The following is a 17,197-nucleotide window of genomic DNA, read 5'->3' on the forward strand; positions in this document are numbered from 1 at the left end:
GGCTACCTGAAAAACCATTTTCAGGTAGCCTTCAGCTATTTAAAGGCCTAGCCCCTATTCCTCCCGCTTTTGCGCCACCGCCCATTCATACAGCGCCTTCTTATTTGCCCCGCTGATTTCCGCAGCCAGCGCGGCGGCTTTTTTCGGCGGCAGCTCGGTGGCCAGCAGCGCCATGATGTGTTGTGCCTGTTCGCTCAATCCGGCGCTTTCCACCACCTCGGCCGGGTGCAGCACCAAGGCCATCTCGCCGCGCGTTTGGTTGGCATCGGCGCGCACGGCGGCCAGCACCTCGGCCACGCTGCCGCTGATGAAGGTTTCAAACGTTTTGCTGATTTCGCGCGCCAGCAGCAGATGCCGCCCGGGCAAGAGCTCCGCCATCTGCGCGAGCGCCGCCTCGATGCGGTGCGGCGTTTCAAAGGCTGCCACGGCGTAGGGCACGTTTTTCCAGCGTTCAAACCACTGCGCACGCTCGAGCGCCTTGGGCGGCAGGAAGCCGGCAAAATAAAAGTCCGGCTGCGTGACCCCGGCCACGCTCAAGGCCGCCATCACCGCGCTCGCCCCCGCCACCGGCACCACTCTGAAGCCCGCCGCGCGCACGCCCGAAACCAGCCGAGCGCCCGGGTCGCACACAGCCGGCGTGCCCGCATCGGACACCTGCGCCACCACCTGCCCGGCAGCGAGCGCGGCGCAAACCGTGCCCACCATCTGCCGCTCGTTGTGTTCGCGCACGCTCACGAGCCGCGCGCGGATGCCGTAGGCCGAAAGCAGCTGCTGGCTCACGCGCGTGTCTTCCGCGCACACCAAATCCGCCCGCTGCAACACCGCCAGCGCGCGCAGTGTGATGTCGGCCAGGTTGCCGATGGGGGTTGCCACCACATACAGCGTGTGCGGCTCGACTTGGCCTGCCGCCTTATCCAATATTTTTTGCCACATTTGTCTTCGGGTATCATTGCGTTTGAAACGCCGCAAACTATACCACGAAAGGAAACCCATGCGCCTGAACCACGCCGCCGGCCAAGCCGCCGAAGACACCGCCGCCGGCTACCTGAAAAACCAAGGCTGCCGCATCCTCGCGCGCAACTGGCACTGCCGCTACGGAGAAATCGACATCATTGCCGAGCAGGGCGGGGTGTATTTGTTTGTGGAAGTGCGGCAGCGGCGCAGCCAAACCTTCGGCGGCGCGGCGGCCAGCATCACTCCCGCCAAGCTGGCCAAACTCAGTCGCAGCGCCGAAGCCTGGCTTCAGCAAAACGCCCCCAACCGCCCCTGCCGCCTCGATGCCGTGCTGCTTGAAGGCGATGCCCCACCGCAGTGGGTGCAGAATATCGGCGGGTATTGAAGCGGCAGGTCGGGCGGAACGGGAAGGCTACCTGAAAAATAAAGCGGCGTTTTAGCTTTGCAGAAACCTTGCTTTCTGTGGAAGCTTCGTTTTAACTGCGTTGAAGCTGCGCTTTAGCTTCGCAGAAACTCAGCCTTGCTTCGCAAGACATCGTTTTAACTGCGTTGAAGCTGCGCTTTCAGGTAGCCTTTTGTTTGCACCTTTACCTCCGCCAGCCCGTGCCGGCAATTGTTCAAACCGCCGTATGCCGCTACAATAGCCGGCGTTTTCATTTCATCATTTTCAGGTAGCCTCGGATGAACTCCGCCGCAGAACGCGTATTGCAACATTTCCAAGAAAGCATTGCCGCCAAGCAGCAGTGTGCCGAATTGCTGGCCGAGCCCACCGCCCGCGCCGCCGAGCTGCTGATGCACTCGCTCACCGCCGACGGAAAAATCTTGATCTGCGGCAACGGCGGTTCCGCCGCCGATGCGCAGCACTTCGCCGCCGAGCTCACCGGCCGCTTCGAAAAAGAACGCATGCCGCTGGCCGCCATCGCGCTCACCACCGACACTTCCGCGCTCACCGCCATCGGTAACGACTACGCCTTCGAGCAAATTTTTGCCCGCCAGGTGTCCGCGCTCGGCCGCCCGGGCGACGTGCTGGTGGCGATTTCCACTTCCGGCAATTCCGGCAACGTGCTGGCCGCCATCGAAGCCGCCCGCGAGCAGGGTATGCACGTGGTGGCGCTCACCGGGCGCGACGGCGGCAAAATCGCCGGCGTACTGGCCGAAGGCGACGTGCTGCTCAACGTGCCGCAGCGCCGCACCGCGCGCATTCAGGAAATCCACATCCTGCTGATTCACGCCCTGTGCGACCACATCGACACCGCCCTGTTTATCGACACCGCCCTGTTTGAAGAATAAGCGTTTCCATCACTATTCCCGCCGAAAGGACAAACCATGAAGAAAAGTTTCCGCCTCCTGCTGTTGTGCCTGCTGCCGCTCTCGCTCTCCGGCTGTTTTGCCGCTGTGGCCGGCGCCGGCGCGCTCGGCGTGATGTCGGCCACCGACCGCCGCAGCACCGGCGCGCAAGCCGACGACCAAGTGATGGAAGTGCGCATCCAAAACACGGCGCTCACCCACCTGCGCAACAGCAACACTACGCCGAATTTCGAGCCGAAATTGTCCGTGGTGAGCTTCAACCGCCAGATCCTGCTGATGGGCTTGGTGGCCAGCGAAGCGGATAAGGAATTTGCGGAGCGCGTGGCGCGTTCACAGCCCAATGCCGAGAAGATTTACAACCATATTCAGGTAGCCGCCGGCGAGCGCGGCTTCGGCGACGTGAGCAACGATTCGTGGATCACGTCCAAAGTGCGTACCACGCTGATCGGCACCAAGGGCGTGTCGGCCAACCACGTGAAAGTGGTAACCTACAACGGCATCACTTATGTGATGGGCATCCTCACGCCGGAAGAGCAGGCGCGCGTGAGCGAAACCGTGAGCACCACCGCCGGCGTGCGGCAGGTGGTGACGCTGTATGAAACCTTCGTGCCCAGCAATGCGCGCTAACCCTCTTATTTTTGAATCATAAGGAAAACCCATGTCCGGCAAAGAAATGCCCCCTTCTTCCAAAAAACCGCCGCGCAGTGTGTTTAGCCGCGTGGTGATGGTTTCGTTTGCCGTGGCGTTCATCGTGGTGCTGGTGCTGGTGGCGATGGCTTGGCTGATGCTGAGCCGACCGGACGGCGGCCGCGCGGTTGCTAACGATGCTTCCGCGCCGCAGGGTGTGGAAATCTGGCAGCCCAACGGCGCTTCGGCCGCAGCCGGCCAAACTTACAGCTTGCCGCCCGCTGCCGATATGAGTGCGGCATCGCAAGCTTCCGCACCGCCAGTCAATGAAAGACCGGCCGCACCGCGCCGTGCGGCGGCGGCTTCTGCGCCGGCGGTGGTGGAGGAAGTGCCGATTCAGCCGGTGGCACCGCAACCGGAAACCGAAATCCGCCCGATCGAAGTGCCGGTGAAACCGGCGCCGCAGCCGGTGCCGCGCCAGCCTGCGGGCGATGGCGGTGGCAATCCGGTGGACAGCCTGTTTTAATCCGTAAGGGCTACCTGAAAAATGCGTTGCTGTTTTCAGGTAGCCTGTTTTGTTTGAATGGATAACGCCGGCATGGTGTTATCACGAATTGAGAAAGCGAAGGAGATAGCGATGAAAGTGTACCGTATGCTCACCGGCCCGGACGATTCCGTGTTCTGCCGCCGCGTCACCGAAGCCCTGCAGCAGGGCTGGGAGCTGCACGGCGGCCCAACCATGACGCACACCGACAACGGCGTGCGCGTGGGGCAGGCGATTGTGAAGGAAGTGGAACATTACGACCCGGCTAAACCGTTAAGCGAGTATTGATGGCGCGAATGGGCAAACAGGCTACCTGAAAATTTTCAGGTAGCCTGTTTCCTTATGGACGTGTTTAGTTTTGCACTTCCACTTGGTTGGGGAATTTGGCCGCCACTTGGTTGATGATGCGGTGGGTGCGTTCGCCGCGCTCGATTACTTGTTTCAGCCGCGATTCGTCCAGCCCTTGTTTTTCTACTTCTTGCAGGATGCTGTGGTAGTCGGAGAAGGCGCTGCTGCATTCGGCGGCCAGGGCTGCATCGGGGATGCGTTGGCAGCCGCTGTCGGAGGTGGCCATGAAGCCGGCGGTGTGGCGCACGGGCATCATAACGGCTTCGGGCACGGCGCCGAAATCATCGCGTTCGTTGAGGTGGGAGACGAAGCGGTTTTCGTTGTTGATGAAGATGTTGTAGTTTTTCACGAAGTCTTGCAGGGCAAGCGATTTGGTGGCTGCGTAGCCGCGCCAGCCCAAGAAGGCAATGGCGATGGCGGCGCCGATGAGGATTTTTTTGGCTTTGGGGGACATGCTTTCTCCTTGGGTTGATTGAAAAACGATGATTGAAGGGGACGGATGGTTTTTCAGGTAGCCTCCAGCTTGCAAAGCAGGCTACCTGAAAGCGCAAGTTTCAACATAGTCAAACGCTTGCATCATTTTGTGTGGCCCGCCCTAGGTGGCCAGGCTCACCAGCAGCTGCCGGATGGCCGGCCAGGCCGCGCCCGTTTCCGCACCTTTGATGATGCGGTCGATGCGGGCACATTCTTGCAGGGCGGCCAAGAGGCGCGACGTGGCGAGGCGGCGCACGGCAACTGGCGCGAGCTGCTGTTTGCTGCCCCACAGACGCAGGCTGTTGCGCACCTGCGCCACGGTTTGCCCCTGCTTGAGCGCGGCGGTGAGGCGGATGAGGGTACGGATGTCGTCGGCCAGCATCCACAGCAGCATCACCGGCTCTTCGCCTTCGGCTTCGAGGCCTTCGAGCAGGCGCACCACGCGGGCGGCGTCGCCGGTCATCCAGGCGGCGGCAAGCTGGAACACGTCGAAGCGCGCCACGTCGGCCACGGCTGCTTCGGTTTCGGCAATGTCCAATTCGTGGCCGGCGGGGTAGAGCAGGGCGAGCTTGTCGATTTCCTGCTTGGCAGCCAACAGGTTGCCTTCCACGCGCTCGGCAAACAGTGCCAGCGCTTCCTGGCCGATAGACAAGCCGTGTTGTGCGAGGCGGCCGCGTATCCAGCCGGGCAGGGCCTGGCTGTCTACCGCTTTGGCTTCGGCCACCACGCCGCTGCGGCTGAGGGCGGCAAACCATTTGGCTTGGGTTTGGGCACGCTCCAGCTTGGGCAGCAGCACGATGGTGACGGTGTCGGGCGGCAGGTTGGCGGCGAGTTGCTCCAGTGCATCGCCGCCGGCTTTGCCGGGCTTGCCGTTTGGGATGTGGATTTCGAGCAGTTTGAGTTCGGCAAACAGGCCGATGCTGTTGGCGGAGACGAGCAGCTCTTGCCAGTCGAAGCCGGTGTCGGCAGTGTGCACTTCGCGGTTCAGGTAGCCTTGGGCTTTGGCGGCGGCGCGCAGGGCATCCAGCGCTTCGATGCGCAGGAGGTCTTCTTCGCCGTGTAGCACATACAGGGCTTGCAGCGGGGATTCTAGCTGTTGCAGCAGGCGCTCGGTGCTGAGGGCGGCCATTATTCGGCTTTCAGGTAGCCTAAACGACGCACGAGCTGGCGGGCGGCATCGGCGCGCATTTCTGCCCAGAGCTGGGCTTCTTCTTCTTGCTTACCGAGGATTTCGCTGTCGCTGTAGTCGAGCGTGCGGTACACGGTCACGTTGATCGGCGCGCCGAGGGCTTTTTCGCCGTGCCAGGCCTGGGCGGACACTTTGAGCTCGAGGCGGTATTCGCTGACCGTGCCGGAGAGGTTGAGGGTTTGGATGTCTTTGTTGGCTTGGATGCCGGTTACCCTGAGGCCGGCTTGGGCAAAGGCGTTGTCGATTTTGGCATCGCGGCGCAGCAGCTCGGTTTCGATGGCCTGCTGCAGTTCGTTGCCCTGCACCGACCAGGTTGAGTAGGGCAGCGGCGGGTTGAGTGCGGGGTCGGTGCCGGCCAGGCGGAAGCCGCAGGCGGCGAGCAGCAGCACGAGGGGCAGCATCAGGTATTTTTTCATGGGGGTTCCTTGCTTGGGCGGCGGGTGCCGCAGGCTGGGGCGTATTCTAGCGGATTGTGGCTGGGGGCGGCTACCTGAAAAGTGCTGCCGCTAACGAAGGCTAAGGGGTGGCGGGATTTTGGCTTTGCAGAAGGGAGGGGTTCGCGGAAACCCGGGTTGTTTGTGTTAACTTTAGCTGGGCCTCATGTTTTCAGGTAGCCTTGGTGTGTGCCATCAAAGGCTGCCTGAAAATAGATACGCAAAGGTTTGGGCTATTTTAGGTAGGCCTGCACAGCTAATAAAAACAAGTAATAAGAGGGTTGCCTGAAAGCATTGGCTTCAACGAGGTGAAAACACAGGGCTGCGGTTCTGCGAAGTTTAAATTTTCAGGTAGCCTTTAGGCGTGTGAATAATGCGTGGCACGGTAAAAGGGCAAATTGCCGATGGGGAACAATTTGCCCTTGCTTTGGTTTTACGTTGCAGCCGGGTTAGGCGGCGGGTTTATCGTGTAGGGTGGCGGCGTAGAGGGTGTTTTCCAGCAGGGTGGCGATGGTCATGGGGCCGACGCCGCCGGGCACGGGGGTGATCATGGAGGCGCGTTCTTTGGCGGCTTCAAATTCCACATCGCCGCAGAGCTGGCCGTTTTCCAGGCGGTTGATGCCCACATCCACCACAATGGCGCCGGGCTTGATCCAGCTGCCTTTCACCAGGCTGGGTTTGCCGACGGCCACCACCACGATGTCGGCCTCGCCCACTTCGTGTTCCAGATTCTGCGTGGCCTTGTGGCACACGGTAACGGTGGCTCCGGACAGCAGCATTTCCAGTGCCTGCGGGCGGCCGACAATGTTAGAGGCGCCCACGATGACGACTTTCTTGCCGAGTACGTTCACGCCGTAGGTTTCTAACAGGGTCATCACGCCTTTGGGGGTGCAGGGGCGCATCAGAGGCATGCGCACGGCGAGGCGGCCGACGTTGTAGGGGTGGAAGCCGTCTACGTCTTTATCGGGTTGGATGCGTTCGATGATGGATTGGCTGTTGAGGTGGCTGGGGAGGGGGAGCTGCACAAGGATACCGTCCACGGCGGGGCTGGCGTTGAGTTCGTCAATCAGTTGCAGCAGCTCTTCCTGGTTGGTGGAGGCGGGCAGCTCGTAGGAGCGGGAGGCGAAGTTGGCTTTTTCGCAGGCGAATTTTTTGTTGCGCACATACACGGTGCTGGCTGGATCGTTGCCCACCAACACTACGGCCAAACAGGGGGTGCGCAAGCCTTGTTTGCGACGCTCGGCTACTTGCTCGGCGATTTTCTGCAGGCGCTGCTCGGCTACGGCTTTGCCATCGAGAATCTGTGCGGTCATGACTATTCCTTTCGTGGGTTGGTGAGGGGGACTCGGGAGTGTTGCCGCATAAAAAACTTGGCGGCGATAGAGATGATTTATTGTGTTGATTATAGCACGTTGTTAATGATTTTTATTGGGGAAACGGGGGTGGGGAAGGTGTGCGAGCATGCTGTTTTTGTGCTTGGTGTGCTGTGGTTGTGATGTAATTAGATGTTTGATTTTAATTGGCTAAGGTGGGCTGTGGATAAGGTTGCTGATTTATTTTCAGGTAGCCTGCTTGACAAGCGGGAAGGTGCTTGCGTAGAATCCGCCTTTCTTATCGGGGCGTAGCGCAGTCTGGTTAGCGCATCTGCTTTGGGAGCAGAGGGTCGTGAGTTCGAATCCCACCGCCCCGACCAAAGACCTCCGAGATGTTGTGAACGACAGGAAAAGGTAGAGCGCCCGTAGCTCAACCGGATAGAGCACCCGCCTTCTAAGCGGGCGGTTACAGGTTCGATTCCTGTCGGGCGCGCCAAAGTTTTGTGGTGGCTGTAGCTCAGTTGGTAGAGCCCCGGATTGTGATTCCGGTTGTCGTGGGTTCGAGCCCCATCAGCCACCCCACCATTCTGAAAACCCGTGCGAGACCGCGCGGGTTTTCTTTATTTCTTTCCGTCTCGATGCTTGGTAGAGCACAGGCGGTGTTGTATTTCCACGTTGGCGAAGCTTTTTCAGGTAGCCTTTTCCGAGAAGGTGGCGGCAAATGTTTGCTGAAATTGGTTTTTGCTAATATAATGACACGTTTTCCACCCCTTGCCCGCTATATCCGCATGATGGCGGGCTGTATTAGCCGTAAGGAGAGAGCATGCGTCATTACGAGATTGTATTTATCGTTCACCCCGACCAGAGCGAGCAGGTACCCGCTATGGTTGAGCGTTACAAAACCATGATCGCCGAATCAGGCGGTCATATCCACCGTTTGGAAGACTGGGGTCGCCGCCAATTGGCTTACCCCATCAACAAACTGCACAAAGCGCACTATGTGCTGATGAACATCGAGTGCACACCGGAAGTGATCGAAGAGTTGGAAACCGGTTTCCGTTTCAATGATGCTGTACTGCGCCATCTGACTGTGAAGATGGACGAAGCCGTTACCGAAGCTTCCCCGATGATGAAAGAAGAAAAATCCAAAAACCTGCTGGACGGCCAGCCCCAAGAAGAAGCAGCTGCCGCCGAAGCTTGAAATTGATTTTGGATAACGCCGTTCGCTTCGGAGCCCGCATTAAAGAAGCCGACACTTTGCGCTACACGCCGGCCGGCATCCCTGTGCTGGGTTTGGTTTTAGAGCACGAATCTTGGCAGCTTGAAGCAGGCGAACCGTATCTCGCCCGGTTTGAAATGCAGGCGAAAATCATCGGTGAACAAGCGAAAATTTGGCAAAACAAAGTAGGCAGCATGGTGGAAGTGGCAGGATTTCTTGCCGCATACAGCCAAAAATACCGCCGCCCCATACTGCATATACAGACTATTGATGAAAATAAAGGTTGAATGAGATGGCTCGTCAAACATTTAAACGTAGAAAATTCTGCCGCTTCACCGCGGAAGGTATCAAACAGGTAGATTACAAAGCAGTGGATTTGCTGAAAGACTTCATTTCCGAAAATGGCAAAATCATCCCCGCCCGCATCACCGGCACCAAAGCCCGCTACCAGCGCCAGCTGTCTGTGGCCGTGAAACGTGCTCGTTTCCTGGCTTTGCTGCCCTACACCGACCAACACAAATAATTAACGGAGAATTTTATTATGCAAATCATTCTGTTAGAAAAAATTGGCGGTTTGGGTAACTTGGGCGATGTGGTAACCGTAAAAAACGGCTATGCTCGCAACTTCCTGATCCCGCAAGGCAAAGCTAAGCGCGCTACTGAAGCTGCTTTGGCTGATTTCGAAGCCCGTCGTGCCGAGCTGGAAGCCCGTCAGGCCGAGATTTTGGCTGATGCCCAGGCCCGTCAGACCAAGCTGGAAGGCCAAATCATTACTATCGCTCAGAAAGCCGGTGTAGACGGCCGCTTGTTCGGTTCTGTAACCAATGCCGACATCGCCGAAGCCATCCGCGCATTCGGTGTGGAAGCAGTGAAGGCCAACGTCCGCCTGCCCAACGGCCCGTTCAAGGCGGTAGGCGAATATGAAATCGAAGTGGCGCTGCACACCGATGCAGTGGCAGGTATCAAAGTGGTGGTTATTCCGACTGAGGAGTAATTTCCAGTTTGGGCAATACAAAGCGAGAGGCTACCTGAAAAGTTTCAGGTAGCCTTTTTTGGTCTGCTCAAAATGCCTAGGGGCTTAAGGGCTAAAAGTGCCTGTACTAATGGGTGTTGGATGGAGCCAGAATAGGGAAGAGGCTACCTGAAAATCGTGGTGGTTGTGCCGGATGTTGGTACCAGCTCAGGCTGATTCGGCACGGAGAAAGCGGCCGTGGCGCAGAAAATAGGCGGTTTGCATGGCGACGGTTCGGTCGGTGAGCATGGCGGAGTGGCTGACGGGCAGGATTAAATAGTCGCGGCAGTTTTCTGCTCGGGTCTCGCTAAGCAATACGGTGCCATCGCCTTCGCCGCGCAGGCCAATGAGTTGGCCGAGACCAAGGTTGCGGTTGCCGGCGATGCAGCCGAGCTCAAGCTGCGGCGGCCAGGGCGGGAGTTGACCGTCGAGTCCGGCGGCGTAGGCGCCGCCGATGAGGGCAGGGGCGAGTCGGTATAAACGCTCGGCGGCTTGGCTGCCCAGATGCGGGGTAGCGAGGGTAACGCTACGGCCGCGTACCAGCTCGGGGTGGTCGGCGGCGAACCGGCGAAGGACGAGGCCGCCGAGGCTGTGGCATATGAAGTGTAAGGGCTCTTGGTGATGCCGGTAGTAGTAGCGCACGGCTTCGGCGAGTCGGCGGCTGTGCTGCGGCAAAGTTTGGGCAACGCTGTAGTAGCCGAAACGCTGGTTGTGGATGCCGTAGGAGAGCAGGCGGTGGCTGAGGGGAAGCATGGCCCAGGCATGCATATGGATGCCGTGCAGCAGCATGGCGCGCAGCGGGCTGGTGTTGGCTTGGCTCATGGCTGCTCGTGGCTGCCGCTGGAGAGTATCCATTGTTGGGCTTCGGCGGCGTCGTCGAAATATTTGGGGTGTTGGCGGGTGAGCAGGCTGGAGATGTGGGAGGAGAGGCGGATCCAGAGGTCGTCGGTGACAACGGCGATGCGGCCGAAGTCGTTGTCGTGGTTATTGAGGAAGCGCAGTTGCTCGGCAGCCATATCGATGGTGTAGTCGCGCAGCAGGGAGAGGTCGAGCAGGATGTCGGGGCGGTGGACTCGGCCGAGGCATTCGATGATGGCGGCTTCGAGGGTTTTGAAGTCTTCAAGGGTAAATTCGTTGTAGAGGGCGACGTTGAGGCCGTAGTTTTGCTGGCGGATGGATATCATGGCAGAACTCCTGTTGAGATGGGTTTCCCGCAAGGGGTGGGAGTGGTACCGGCGTTGATGCCTGCTTATTATAACGAAATGGGGGCGGCTTGGCGGTTTTTCACGTGGGAGACGGGGATAAGGCTTGATGTGGGTAAACTTTGTGCCAATGGTAGGGGGCAAAAGGCTACCTGAAAACGGGTTTTGGGTTTTCAGGTAGCCTTGGGTATGCCAGATAGCGGGTTATTTGATGTCGCTGCGGCTGGAGAGGACTTGGTCGATGAGGCCGTAGGCTTGGGCTTCTTCGGCAGACATGAAGTTGTCGCGGTCGGTGTCGCGTTCCAGTTCGTCTAGGGTGCGGCCGCAGTGCTCGGCCAGAAGCTGGTTGAGTTTGGCTTTCAGCTTGAGCAGCTCTTTGGCGTGGATTTCGATGTCGGAGGCCTGGCCGCCGAGACCGCCGCTGATCAGCGGCTGGTGGATCATCACACGGCTGTTGGGCAGGGCGAAGCGTTTGCCTTTGGCCCCGGCGGAAAGCAGGAAGGCGCCCATGCTGGCGGCTTGGCCGAGGCAGAGGGTGGATACGTCGGGCTTGATGAAGTTCATGGTATCGTAGATCGACATGCCGGCGGTAACGGAGCCGCCCGGGCTGTTGATGTAGAGGAAAATGTCTTTATCGGGGTTTTCGCTTTCCAAAAACAGCAGTTGGGCGACGACTAGGTTGGCGCTGTGGTCGTCCACCGGGCCGACCAGGAAGATAATCCGCTCTTTGAGAAGGCGGGAGTAGATGTCGAAGGCGCGTTCGCCGCGACCGCTCTGCTCGATTACGGTGGGCACCAGATAGTTGTTTTCAATCACGGAATTCATATTGTTCTCGCAAGGTGGGTTGGGAAAAAAGCACCTCGGCGGCGGAGGCGGCCTCGGTGCTTTTCGGTGTGTACAAATTACAGCTTTGCAGAAACTCCGCTTCGGCTACGCCGAAACATGGTTCACTTCGTTGAAGCTGCTGCGTTTTCAGGTAGCCTGTTACTGCTGGCCCATCACTTCGTCGAAGCTCAGTTTCTTCTCGTTTACCTTGGCCTGATCCAATGCGTATTTCACCACGTTGGCTTCCACGGCCATGGAAATCGGCCCTTCCAGGCGGGAGCGGTCGGCAAAATACCAGTCCACCACTTCCTGCGGATCTTCGTAGCTCTCGGAGAAAGTTTGCACCACGGCTTTGATTTGCTCGTCGGTCGGCTGCAGGCTGTGTTCGGCCACCAGATCGGACAAAATCAAGCCCAAAGCGGTGCGGCGCTCGGCCTGCTCGGTGAAGAGGCTGTCGGACAGATCCAAATCTTCCTCTTTCATGCCTTGGCTGACCAAGTTTTGGCGGGCGTTGTTGGCTAAGCGGGCAACTTCTTCACGCACCAAGGTTTTCGGCAGATCAAACTGGGTTACTTCCAGCAGCGCATTCATCACGTTGTCTTTGGTTTGCGCTTCCACGCGGCGGGTTACTTCGCGCTCGATGTTTTTCTTCACTTCCTCGCGCATCTTGGCCACGTCGCCGTCCTGGATGCCCAAGGCTTTGGCAAACTGTTCGTCCACTTCCGGCAGCACGGCTTCGGCCACATTGCGCAGGGTGATGGCGAACACGGCAGATTTGCCAGCCACTTCCTTGCCGTGGTAGTCGGCAGGGAAGTTTACCGTTACGTCTTTGGTTTCGCCTTCCTTCATGCCGCGGATGCCGGCTTCAAATTCGGGCAACATCTGACCTTGGCCAAGGATGAAGGGGTAGTTTTGCGAAGAGCCGCCTTCAAACGGGGTGCCGTCGATGGTGCCGGCGAAATCGATGATCACGCGATCACCGTCTTTTGCTTCACGCTCTACGCGGTTGAAGCGGGTACGCTGGCGGCGCAGGATGTCGATGGTTTTTTCCACTTCCGCCTCGCCCACTTCGCACACCACTTTCTCAATTTCTTTGTCGGCCAGGCTGCCTACGGTGATTTCCGGGAACACTTCGAAACGAGCTTTTACTTTGAATACTTTTTCATCGTCTTGCGCTTCGGCAGCGTCGAAAGAGAGCAAGCCGGCAAAGCGGATTTCTTCGGTGTCGATGGTTTCGGCGAACTTGCGACGCAGGTTTTCGTTCATCACTTCTTCGCGGATGCCGGCACCATACATGGATTCAATCATGCGCAGCGGTGCTTTGCCAGGGCGGAAGCCGTCTACCCGGGCGCGTTTTTGGGTGGCTTGCAGGCGTTTTTGTACGGCTGCTTCAATTTCTGCCCAGGGCAGCTCAAGCTGCAGGCTGCGTTCTAGACCTTCCAGTTTTTCTATTGTTACGCTCATCGTAAAACCTTGTTTTTGTGTTGATCAAACCGACAGGCGGTGCACCCGTCGGGAAAGTTGGAACAAACCGGCGCGCTGCGGTGAACGCCGACGGTAAATGAAAGGCGCAAGTGTATCATAACTTGGGGTTGCGGGCAGTATCCGGCGGTTGAATTGTAGTGCGGATTGGGTTTGGATGGATGGCTTGCGGCTACCTGAAAATCAGCGGACAGCTGATTTGGGCAACGACACGACCACCGATCCCATAAACCTGTCTTGCAGGGTGCGGCGTTTAAATTTGGGAATCAGCAGCATAATCAGGCAAATCAGATAGGCAAGGCCTGCCGGCCAGCGGAAGAAGAGCAGCAGCAACACAAAAGCCGTTTCACGTGCCAGCACGGTGCCGAAAAAACCGGGATTGCTGCCGTTTTGGTCTAATACGCGGATGCGGAACAGCCATTTGCCCAATGACTGCCCTTTGAGCGACATCAGCATGGTTTGCAGTAGCAGATAGGCCAGCATCGGCAGCAGTACAAGGCGGAAGTCTTCGTTCGCTGCGGGAAAACGTTGCAGCAAGATTTGCAGCAGGGCATAGGCCAAACCGAAATTAAATGCGGCTGCGGCGATTCTTTTCCAAACAGGGGCGAGCGGATGGGTGCTGCCGTCGGTTAGGTAGACTTCTTGGAGCATAGAATTGGTTGATTGGTTTGCTTGGTTGGATAGGCTACCTGAAAACCGCATCCCTAATTTTCAGGTAGCCTCAACCTGCCTTACTGCAATTTGGCGCGCACCAACTCCTGCACCTGCGCCGGATTGGCTTTGCCCCTGCTGGCCTTCATCACCTGCCCGACGATGGCGTTCAGTGCTTTGTCGTTGCCCGCGCGGAACTGCTCGACCGCTTTGGCATTGTTGGCCAACACTTCATCGACCATCGCTTCAATCGCGCCGGTGTCGGTAATCTGCTGCAAACCGTGTTTTTCGATGATTTGGGCGATGGAGGCTTCGGGTTCCTCCCACATGGCTTCAAAGGCTTTTTTCGCCAGCTTGCTGCTCAAAGTGCCGTCGGCGATTTTGCCCACCAGTTCGGCCAGGCGCGGCGCGGTAATCGGGCTTTCAGGTAGCCCTAGTTCGGCTTTGTGCAACGCGGCGGCGAGTTCGCCGTTCATCCAGTTGGCAACCGATTTGCCTTGCCCGCTGGCTTTGGCGGCTTCTTCAAAATAGGCAGCCTGAATGCGGCTGGCGGTCAAGAGGCGCGCGTCGTAGTCGGATACGCCGTAGTCCGCCACGAAACGCGCCGCCATTTCTTTCGGCAGCTCGGGCATTTCGTCTTTGGCTTTTTGCAATTGGCCGTCTGAAATGATGACGGGCAGCAGGTCGGGGTCGGGGAAATAGCGGTAGTCGTGCGCGTCTTCCTTCAAGCGCATGACGCGGGTTTCGCCTTTTTCGGGATCGAACAGCATGGTCGCCTGCTGCACTTTGCCGCCGTCTTCCAAAATCTCGATTTGCGCATCCACTTCATAATTGATGGCCTGCTCCAAGAAGCGGAAGGAATTGAGGTTTTTAATCTCGCGGCGTGTGCCGAATTCCACCTGTCCTTTCGGACGCACGGACACGTTGGCATCGACACGGAACGAGCCTTCCGCCATATTGCCGTCGCAGATGTCCAGCCAAGTGACCAAACCGTGCAGCGCTTTGGCGTAGGCGACGGCTTCGGCGGCGGAACGCATTTCGGGTTCGGACACCACTTCCAACAGCGGCGTACCCGCACGGTTCAGGTCGATGCCCGTCGCGCCGTTCAAGCCTTCGTGTACCGATTTGCCCGCGTCTTCTTCCATGTGCGCGCGGGTAACGTTGATGGTTTTCACCGTATCGCCGACCACGATTTCCAGCTTGCCGTGTTCCACAATCGGCAAATCCAACTGGCTGATCTGATAACCTTTGGGCAGGTCGGGATAAAAATAGTTTTTACGGTCGAACACGTTTTTTTGATTGATTTTCGCATCCAAAGCCAAACCCAGTTTGATGGCTTTTTCCACGACTTCGCGGTTCATCACCGGCAACACGCCCGGCAAGGCGCATTCCACCACGCTGGCGTGTGCGTTCGGCTCTGCGCCGAATGCCGTCGATGCGCCGCTGAAAATTTTGGATTGGGTGTTGAGTTGGACGTGGATTTCCAGTCCGATTACGGTTTCCCAGGTCATAAGGTTTCCTTTGGGGTTTCGGTTGTTCAAACGGTCTTGTCTTCGACAAAACCCATATCGGTCAATTCGGTTTTCAGTCTGCTGCACCAAGCGGGCGGCGTGGCAGTTACCGTGATGATTTTTTGCCGGTTCAGCCAAAACACCAATTCTGGTTTGTCAGCAGAATTGTCGTACACAAAAACTTCGTCGCACAACGGCAGAGCCAGCAGGAGGTTTTCCTTACTGCGCTCAAAGCGCTGGCGGATGGTGGCTTCGTTGATAAAGTGCCCGCCCAAGCGGACACGCGCGGACACGCGGGAAAGGTTGATTCCGACGCTATCGACGGCAACGTAATTCAGCCGCACATGAAAACCGTTTTCTTTGGCCGATTTCATGCGCTGCAACACGGAATGACCGGATAAGGTGGATTCCATGGAAAACGAAATTCGGTGTTCCAGCGCGAAGCGGAACAGCGATACGGCTTTCTTGCCGGCCTCAAAATCGGCCGAACGCGGCGATTGTGGGTTGATTTCCATCGCGATATGGTCGGAATCAATCACGATTTGCACTGAGTCCCGATTAAAGCCGCGCAGTGTGGATTTACCCGCGCCATTAGTGCCACAGTAGAAGATGGCAAGGTGCTTATCCTGCATACTCAATCACTTTTTCGCTGCCGTCCGGATGGTGTTCGATCAAGTCGCCATTTGCGCGGCGGTAGGTCAGCACTTCGCGTGTTTTTTTGTCGTTCATCCAGGCTTCAAACAGGATGTGCATCCGGCGTTGCTGTTCCAGCAGTTCTTCTCGTTTGTTCATGGTGTGTCCTATCAATCTATGAAGGCCACCTGAAAATATTTTGGCTGTGTTGGAGCAGGCGTTTTCAGGTAGCCTTTCGGTGGGCTTGGGCTACCTGAAAAATATGCCATCTGTTTTTCAGGTAGCCTCCGTTATTTTCTGTGCCGGTGCGGCTGGAAGCCGGGGAGCTGCCAATGGAAGCGGTAGGCGGCCAGGCGCAGGAACAGGCCGGCGGCGAACAGCAGGTGCAGGGTGAAGGCGTTGATCCAGCCGAGCCGTGCAAAGAGGTACATTAGGCCGCCGATGAGGATGGCGACGCTGCCGTAGAGGTCGGCGCGCAACACGATGGGCACATCGTTTACCAAAATATCGCGGGCAATGCCGCCGCCCACGGCGGTAACGAAGGCGAGCACGATGACACCGAATAGGTTTAGATGCAGGCCGATGCCGATTTGCGCTCCAGTGATGCTGAAGGCGGCCAGGCCGATGGCATCGGCGATGAGGAAGGCGGCAGCGAGGTAGGTGCGGCGGTAGCGTTGCAGGCGCAGCAGCCAAGCGAGGGCGAGGGTGGCAAACACGACAATCAGCGCGTCGGTGTGCTGGAACACCTGCGGGATTTGCCCGACCAGGGCGTCGCGCATCATGCCGCCGCCCACGGCGGTGAGCAGGGCGGTGATGATGACGCCGAGCACGTCGAGCCGCTTGCCGTAGCCGACGAGGTAGCCGGATACGGCGAAGGCGGCGGTGCCGATGATTTGGATGAAGTCGGTGGAGGTCATGGTGTTACGGTTTTTCAGGTAGCTTTAATGGAGGTAATGACGGTGTCGGGAACAAATGCTCTGCATGCGGCTATCCCCAATCAAACAGGTTAAAAAAATTTTCCAACGAATCGGCAATCACGCGCCATATCAGCTGGCCGGCATCCCAATAAATCACTCGGGGCGTTGCTTCGTTTTCCGAGAAATCCATGCAGAACGGGCAATCGCTGCCGTCAATGCCGAATACGAGAATTGACGAAAAATCGGTAATATAGCCCAAATCGTATTCGCTTTGCTTTTGGCAGCCGGCATATTCTGCGGCGATTTCTGCGGGGAAATCTTTGGGCAGCTCGCGGCTGTATTTCCGGATTTCGTCCGAGTCGTAAAAAATATGGGTCTCGGTAAACAGTTCGTAGCCGAATTGGTCTTGTTCCTGTTTGAGCGTGCCGCACAATCCCTTGTATTTTCTGCGTAGCTCGGCATAGTTTTGAGGGATTTCGGGTTGGGGCATTTTTTCTCCCAATGATTTTCAGGCAGCCTGAAAAAGGTTATCCAAAACAAAAAATGCGATGAAT

Annotated in this window: 24 protein-coding genes and 3 tRNA genes; 12 read left to right on the plus strand and 15 right to left on the minus strand. The window is 57.8% G+C overall.

Going from position 1 to position 17,197, the window contains the following annotated elements; translation table 11 throughout:
* Nucleotides 1–54: 54 nt before the first annotated feature.
* Complete coding sequence (gene rsmI, locus H9Q10_RS02415) at nucleotides 55–933, minus strand: 16S rRNA (cytidine(1402)-2'-O)-methyltransferase (protein WP_197902453.1); 879 nt, start codon at nucleotides 931–933, stop codon at nucleotides 55–57.
* A gap of 58 nt (nucleotides 934–991) precedes the next feature.
* Between rsmI and H9Q10_RS02420 the strand changes: the two genes are divergently transcribed.
* The 5 genes from H9Q10_RS02420 to H9Q10_RS02440 all read left to right on the plus strand — a co-directional run bounded on the left by H9Q10_RS02420 (nucleotide 992) and on the right by H9Q10_RS02440 (nucleotide 3,721).
* On the plus strand, nucleotides 992–1,339 hold the full coding sequence (locus H9Q10_RS02420) for a YraN family protein (RefSeq protein ID WP_197902454.1): 348 nt from the start codon (nucleotides 992–994) through the stop codon (nucleotides 1,337–1,339).
* Nucleotides 1,340–1,635: 296 nt separating this feature from the next.
* Nucleotides 1,636–2,244 carry a phosphoheptose isomerase gene (locus H9Q10_RS02425; protein WP_197902455.1) on the plus strand — a complete coding sequence of 203 codons (609 nt, stop codon included), beginning with the start codon at nucleotides 1,636–1,638 and terminating at the stop codon, nucleotides 2,242–2,244.
* 36 nt (nucleotides 2,245–2,280) lie between these two features.
* Nucleotides 2,281–2,889 carry a BON domain-containing protein gene (locus H9Q10_RS02430; RefSeq protein WP_197902456.1) on the plus strand — a complete coding sequence of 203 codons (609 nt, stop codon included), beginning with the start codon at nucleotides 2,281–2,283 and terminating at the stop codon, nucleotides 2,887–2,889.
* Between the two features lie 31 nt (nucleotides 2,890–2,920).
* Nucleotides 2,921–3,415 (plus strand): hypothetical protein, encoded by a 495-nt coding sequence (locus H9Q10_RS02435; protein ID WP_197902457.1) that lies wholly within the window; start codon nucleotides 2,921–2,923, stop codon nucleotides 3,413–3,415.
* Between the two features lie 111 nt (nucleotides 3,416–3,526).
* Complete coding sequence (locus H9Q10_RS02440) at nucleotides 3,527–3,721, plus strand: DUF1737 domain-containing protein (protein ID WP_197902458.1); 195 nt, start codon at nucleotides 3,527–3,529, stop codon at nucleotides 3,719–3,721.
* A 64-nt stretch (nucleotides 3,722–3,785) separates the two neighbouring features.
* On the opposite strand, the gene H9Q10_RS02445 is transcribed toward H9Q10_RS02440, so the two are convergent.
* From H9Q10_RS02445 to folD, 4 genes are all read right to left on the minus strand, one after another.
* On the minus strand, nucleotides 3,786–4,235 hold the full coding sequence (locus tag H9Q10_RS02445; RefSeq protein ID WP_197902459.1) for a hypothetical protein: 450 nt from the start codon (nucleotides 4,233–4,235) through the stop codon (nucleotides 3,786–3,788).
* A gap of 141 nt (nucleotides 4,236–4,376) precedes the next feature.
* Complete coding sequence (gene holA, locus H9Q10_RS02450; RefSeq protein WP_197902460.1) at nucleotides 4,377–5,384, minus strand: DNA polymerase III subunit delta; 1,008 nt, start codon at nucleotides 5,382–5,384, stop codon at nucleotides 4,377–4,379.
* Nucleotides 5,384–5,860 (minus strand): LPS-assembly lipoprotein LptE, encoded by a 477-nt coding sequence (locus H9Q10_RS02455; RefSeq protein ID WP_197902461.1) that lies wholly within the window; start codon nucleotides 5,858–5,860, stop codon nucleotides 5,384–5,386. The genes holA and H9Q10_RS02455 overlap by 1 nt, the downstream gene beginning before the upstream one ends.
* A 467-nt stretch (nucleotides 5,861–6,327) precedes the next feature.
* Complete coding sequence (folD, locus tag H9Q10_RS02460) at nucleotides 6,328–7,191, minus strand: bifunctional methylenetetrahydrofolate dehydrogenase/methenyltetrahydrofolate cyclohydrolase FolD (protein ID WP_197902462.1); 864 nt, start codon at nucleotides 7,189–7,191, stop codon at nucleotides 6,328–6,330.
* A gap of 302 nt (nucleotides 7,192–7,493) precedes the next feature.
* Here folD and H9Q10_RS02465 point away from each other — a divergent pair.
* From H9Q10_RS02465 to rplI, 7 genes are all read left to right on the plus strand, one after another.
* Nucleotides 7,494–7,571 (plus strand) — tRNA-Pro (locus tag H9Q10_RS02465).
* A 39-nt stretch (nucleotides 7,572–7,610) separates the two neighbouring features.
* Nucleotides 7,611–7,687: transfer RNA gene (locus H9Q10_RS02470), tRNA-Arg, on the plus strand.
* A 10-nt stretch (nucleotides 7,688–7,697) separates the two neighbouring features.
* Nucleotides 7,698–7,773, plus strand: a tRNA-His gene (locus H9Q10_RS02475).
* A gap of 241 nt (nucleotides 7,774–8,014) precedes the next feature.
* Nucleotides 8,015–8,392 carry a 30S ribosomal protein S6 gene (gene rpsF / locus H9Q10_RS02480; RefSeq protein WP_197902463.1) on the plus strand — a complete coding sequence of 126 codons (378 nt, stop codon included), beginning with the start codon at nucleotides 8,015–8,017 and terminating at the stop codon, nucleotides 8,390–8,392.
* 8 nt (nucleotides 8,393–8,400) lie between these two features.
* A complete protein-coding gene (priB, locus tag H9Q10_RS02485) occupies nucleotides 8,401–8,697 on the plus strand; it encodes a primosomal replication protein N (RefSeq protein WP_197902734.1) in 297 nt (98 codons plus the stop codon).
* A 5-nt stretch (nucleotides 8,698–8,702) separates the two neighbouring features.
* On the plus strand, nucleotides 8,703–8,933 hold the full coding sequence (rpsR, locus tag H9Q10_RS02490) for a 30S ribosomal protein S18 (RefSeq protein WP_197902464.1): 231 nt from the start codon (nucleotides 8,703–8,705) through the stop codon (nucleotides 8,931–8,933).
* An 18-nt stretch (nucleotides 8,934–8,951) separates the two neighbouring features.
* Entirely contained in the window at nucleotides 8,952–9,404 is a 453-nt protein-coding gene (gene rplI, locus H9Q10_RS02495) for a 50S ribosomal protein L9 (protein WP_197902465.1), read from the plus strand.
* A gap of 186 nt (nucleotides 9,405–9,590) precedes the next feature.
* Here the strand turns inward: rplI and H9Q10_RS02500 are convergent, their stop codons facing one another.
* The 10 genes from H9Q10_RS02500 to H9Q10_RS02545 all read right to left on the minus strand — a co-directional run bounded on the left by H9Q10_RS02500 (nucleotide 9,591) and on the right by H9Q10_RS02545 (nucleotide 17,133).
* The gene (locus H9Q10_RS02500; RefSeq protein WP_197902466.1) at nucleotides 9,591–10,244 is read right to left on the minus strand and encodes an esterase/lipase family protein; all 654 of its coding nucleotides are present in this window, start codon (nucleotides 10,242–10,244) and stop codon (nucleotides 9,591–9,593) included.
* Entirely contained in the window at nucleotides 10,241–10,606 is a 366-nt protein-coding gene (locus tag H9Q10_RS02505) for a SpoIIAA family protein (protein WP_197902467.1), read from the minus strand. Before H9Q10_RS02505 ends, H9Q10_RS02500 begins: the two co-directional genes overlap by 4 nt.
* A 222-nt stretch (nucleotides 10,607–10,828) precedes the next feature.
* On the minus strand, nucleotides 10,829–11,449 hold the full coding sequence (gene clpP, locus H9Q10_RS02510; protein WP_067589942.1) for an ATP-dependent Clp endopeptidase proteolytic subunit ClpP: 621 nt from the start codon (nucleotides 11,447–11,449) through the stop codon (nucleotides 10,829–10,831).
* Nucleotides 11,450–11,608: 159 nt separating this feature from the next.
* Nucleotides 11,609–12,913 carry a trigger factor gene (tig, locus tag H9Q10_RS02515; protein ID WP_197902468.1) on the minus strand — a complete coding sequence of 435 codons (1,305 nt, stop codon included), beginning with the start codon at nucleotides 12,911–12,913 and terminating at the stop codon, nucleotides 11,609–11,611.
* Between the two features lie 201 nt (nucleotides 12,914–13,114).
* Nucleotides 13,115–13,582, minus strand: a complete 468-nt coding sequence (locus H9Q10_RS02520) for an RDD family protein (RefSeq protein WP_197902469.1) — start codon at nucleotides 13,580–13,582, stop codon at nucleotides 13,115–13,117.
* Between the two features lie 80 nt (nucleotides 13,583–13,662).
* A complete protein-coding gene (gene gatB / locus H9Q10_RS02525; protein WP_197902470.1) occupies nucleotides 13,663–15,093 on the minus strand; it encodes an Asp-tRNA(Asn)/Glu-tRNA(Gln) amidotransferase subunit GatB in 1,431 nt (476 codons plus the stop codon).
* Between the two features lie 26 nt (nucleotides 15,094–15,119).
* Complete coding sequence (locus tag H9Q10_RS02530; protein WP_197902471.1) at nucleotides 15,120–15,725, minus strand: ATPase; 606 nt, start codon at nucleotides 15,723–15,725, stop codon at nucleotides 15,120–15,122.
* The gene (locus H9Q10_RS02535; protein ID WP_197902472.1) at nucleotides 15,715–15,885 is read right to left on the minus strand and encodes a hypothetical protein; all 171 of its coding nucleotides are present in this window, start codon (nucleotides 15,883–15,885) and stop codon (nucleotides 15,715–15,717) included. The genes H9Q10_RS02530 and H9Q10_RS02535 overlap by 11 nt, the downstream gene beginning before the upstream one ends.
* A gap of 131 nt (nucleotides 15,886–16,016) precedes the next feature.
* Entirely contained in the window at nucleotides 16,017–16,643 is a 627-nt protein-coding gene (locus H9Q10_RS02540; protein ID WP_197902473.1) for a trimeric intracellular cation channel family protein, read from the minus strand.
* Between the two features lie 70 nt (nucleotides 16,644–16,713).
* Nucleotides 16,714–17,133, minus strand: coding sequence for an SMI1/KNR4 family protein (locus H9Q10_RS02545; protein WP_197902474.1), 420 nt, complete (start codon nucleotides 17,131–17,133; stop codon nucleotides 16,714–16,716).
* Between the last annotated feature and the right edge of the window lie 64 nt (nucleotides 17,134–17,197).

Source organism: Eikenella glucosivorans (assembly GCF_016025525.2).
GTDB lineage: Bacteria > Pseudomonadota > Gammaproteobacteria > Burkholderiales > Neisseriaceae > Eikenella > Eikenella glucosivorans.